This is a genomic window from Phenylobacterium sp. (assembly GCF_035276905.1).
In the GTDB taxonomy this organism is placed as follows: domain Bacteria; phylum Pseudomonadota; class Alphaproteobacteria; order Caulobacterales; family Caulobacteraceae; genus Phenylobacterium.
The window spans coordinates 1-3,482 of the sequence record NZ_DATELG010000409.1 but is presented as its reverse complement, the minus strand read 5'-3'; the positions used below and the strand labels follow the sequence as shown (position 1 = coordinate 3,482).

Below are 3,482 nucleotides of genomic sequence, written 5' to 3'. Positions count from 1 at the left end.
GGAGAGGTCGGGGCGCTCGCTCATCGCTCGAGGCACCCCCTCAGCCGCGCCAGGCCCCGGCGGATCCAGCTCTTCACCGTGCCCAGCGGCGTGTCCATCCGCCGGGCCAGGGCCTCGTAGGTCACGCCCTCGAAGAAGGCGGTGCGGATCACCGCGCGGGTGCGCTCGTCGAGTTCGGCGAGGCAGGCCTCCAGTCGTGCGGCCTCGTCGGCGAGCGCGAGCCTCGCATCCGCGCCCGGCTGGTCGTCGGCGATCTTGAGATCCTCGACCGGCTCGGAGCGGGCCAGCGGCCCGCGGGCGCGCAGCCGATCGATGGCGCGGTTGCGGGCGATGGTGGAGATCCAGGCCGCCACGCTGGCGCGCGTCGGGTCGAACCGGTCGGCCCTGCGCCAGATGGTGACATAGACGTCCTGCAGCACGTCCTCGGACTCCTCGCGATCCGAGAGGATACGCAGGCAGACGGCGAAAAGCTTCGCGGACGTCGCCTCGTAGAGCGCGCGAAGGGCCGCACGGTCGCCCTGGGCGATCCGCGGCATCAGCGCGGCGAGCGTATCGGGTGAGGCGGCGGCCAAGCTTCGCGAAAGCCCATGTCGGTTCCTGCGCGAAGCTGCGCCGGGCGAGCTGCCGGGACAAGGGCCCTGCGCGAAACAAAAAGCGGCCGGAACGTCCCGGCCGCGTCGTGACCCGCTGAGGTCGACGCTCTTAGGCCGCGCGCTTCTTCGGCCGGCGGGCCGCGCGCTTGGCCTGGGTGGCGGCCATCCGCGCGGCGCGGCGCTCGGCGGCGGCCTCTTCCAGCGGACCGATCAATTCAGCCGCCTGCGCCTGTTTCTTCTCGTCCCCTTCGGTCTGGAGCCTGCGGGCGTTCTCCAGCAGGTTGATCACCTCGTCATCAGTCAACAGCGGAATTTTCTCGATCAGACTCACGGGGAGGCCTCCATCCCGCGGCGAGCTCCGTCCGCTTGCGCCGCTTGGGTAGGGATATGACTGAGCGAAGTTTTGGTTGCCGCAGCCCCAAGCTTTTTTTGATCGCCGCGCGGGCGGCGTGCAGTGCACCACCCCTCCCCGCCATCGAATTCGCCGCGTCCAGGCCCGCCTTTTCAAGCTGCACATTTAGGAAACTGACCTGAATTCAGAACTCCATTGGACTTTATTGACTTGTAGAAATTCCAAATATACGGGCGAGTTATTTTGAAATGACTTCGAAATACATTTCCCCTCCCTTCATGGGCAGGGACAGCGCGCCGTCAGGCGCGCAGGGTGGGGAAGTCGCGATCAAGCTGAGAGCTGGGCGCTTTTGCGCCTCACGTCCCCACCCTGCCCGGCTGCGCCGGCCTGTCCCTCCCCATGACGCGAGGGAAGAGTCCTTGCGCGCACGCGAGCGAGGCACTAAGTCGGCGGCTTAACCTGCATGGCTGAACGGTGTCGGGCGCGTGAATGCGCGGCCGCCCTTGCGCGCGAGACGATATGCCCAAACGCACCGACATCTCCTCGATCCTGATCATCGGCGCCGGCCCGATCGTCATCGGTCAGGCGTGCGAGTTCGACTACTCCGGCGTCCAGGCCTGCAAGGCGCTGCGCGCCGAGGGCTACCGGATCGTCCTGGTCAACTCGAACCCGGCGACGATCATGACCGATCCGAACGTCGCCGACGCCACCTACATCGAGCCGATCACGCCGGAGATGGTCGAGAAGATCATCGCCAAGGAGCGGCCGGACGCGCTTCTGCCGACCATGGGCGGCCAGACCGCGCTCAACACTGCGCTGGCGCTGGAGCGGATGGGCGTGCTCGAGACGTACGGCGTCGAGATGATCGGCGCGCGCGCGGACGTCATCGACAAGGCCGAGGACCGCCAGAAGTTCCGCGACGCCATGGACGCGATCGGGCTGGAGAGCCCGAAGAGCCATGTGGCCCACACGCTCGAAGAGGGCCTTGCCGGCCTGGAGATGGTCGGCCTGCCGGCGATCATCCGCCCGTCGTTCACGCTGGCCGGCACCGGCGGCGGCATCGCCTACAACGTCGAGGAGTTCCGCGAGATCGTCGAGCGCGGCCTCGACCTCTCCCCCACCACCGAGGTCCTCATCGAGGAAAGCGTGCTGGGCTGGAAGGAGTACGAGATGGAGGTCGTCCGCGACAAGGCGGACAACTGCATCATCATCTGCTCCATCGAGAATATCGATCCGATGGGCGTGCACACCGGCGATTCCATCACCGTCGCCCCGGCGCTGACGCTGACCGACAAGGAATACCAGCGCATGCGCGCGGCCTCGATCGCCGTGCTGCGCGAGATCGGCGTCGAGACCGGCGGCTCCAACGTGCAGTTCGCGGTCAATCCGGCCGACGGGCGCATGGTGGTGATCGAGATGAACCCGCGGGTGAGCCGCTCCTCGGCGCTGGCGTCGAAGGCCACGGGCTTTCCGATCGCCAAGGTCGCCGCGCGGCTGGCGGTCGGCTACACCCTCGACGAGCTGATGAACGACATCACCGGCGCCACGCCGGCCTCGTTCGAACCCAGCATCGACTATGTCGTCACCAAGATTCCGCGCTTCGCCTTCGAGAAGTACCCGGGCTCGGAGCCGCTGCTGACCACCTCGATGAAGTCGGTGGGCGAGGTCATGGCCATCGGCCGCACCTTCGCCGAGAGCCTGCAGAAGGCGCTGCGCGGGCTGGAGACGGGCCTGACCGGCCTCGACGAGATCGCCATCGAAGGCGCCGAGGATCCGGAGAACGGCCACGGCGCGATCCTGCGCGCGCTGACCCAGCCCACGCCCGACCGGCTGCGGGTGATCGCCCAGGCCTTCCGCTCAGGCCTGACCTGCGACGAGATCCGCGCCGCCTGCGCCTACGAGCCCTGGTTCCTGCGCCAGATCGAGCAACTGATCGCCGAAGAGCGCCGCATCGCCGCCGAGGGCCTGCCCGCCTCGGCCGCCGAGTTCCGCCGGCTGAAGGCGCTGGGCTTCTCCGACGCGCGGCTGGCGAAGCTGACCCACACCACCGAGGCCGAGGTGCGCGAGCAGCGCCGCGCCCTGGGCGTGCGGCCGGTCTTCAAGCGCATCGACACCTGCGCCGGCGAGTTCCGCGCCGAGACGCCGTACATGTATTCGACCTACGAGACCGGCGCGCTCGGCCAGAAGCCCGACTGCGAGAGCGAGCCGTCGGACGCGAAGAAGGCGATCATCCTCGGCGGCGGGCCGAACCGGATCGGCCAGGGCATCGAGTTCGACTACTGCTGCTGCCACGCGGCCTTCGCGCTCGACGAGATCGGCGTCGAGTCGATCATGGTGAACTGCAACCCCGAGACGGTTTCCACCGACTACGACACGTCGGACCGACTCTACTTCGAGCTGCTGACGGCCGAGGACGTCCTGGAGCTGATCGAGACCGAGCGGGCCCGCGGCGAGCTGATCGGCGTGATCGTGCAGTTCGGCGGCCAGACGCCCCTGAAGCTGGCCAAGCCGCTGGAGGACGCGGGCATCCCGATCCT

The 3,482-nt window shown here is 68.1% G+C and carries 3 protein-coding genes; 1 reads left to right on the top strand and 2 read right to left on the bottom strand.

What is annotated here, in order from left to right; all coding sequences use genetic code 11:
* Positions 1-20: 20 nt before the first annotated feature.
* Complete coding sequence (locus tag VJS38_RS19605) at positions 21-572, bottom strand: sigma-70 family RNA polymerase sigma factor (protein WP_324089831.1); 552 nt, start codon at positions 570-572, stop codon at positions 21-23.
* Between the two features lie 130 nt (positions 573-702).
* Positions 703-924 carry a hypothetical protein gene (locus tag VJS38_RS19600; RefSeq protein ID WP_324089830.1) on the bottom strand — a complete coding sequence of 74 codons (222 nt, stop codon included), beginning with the start codon at positions 922-924 and terminating at the stop codon, positions 703-705.
* A gap of 540 nt (positions 925-1,464) precedes the next feature.
* Between VJS38_RS19600 and carB the strand changes: the two genes are divergently transcribed.
* Positions 1,465-3,482 (top strand): carbamoyl-phosphate synthase large subunit (gene carB, locus VJS38_RS19595; protein ID WP_324089829.1); only part of this gene is annotated, 2,018 nt, incomplete at its 3' end.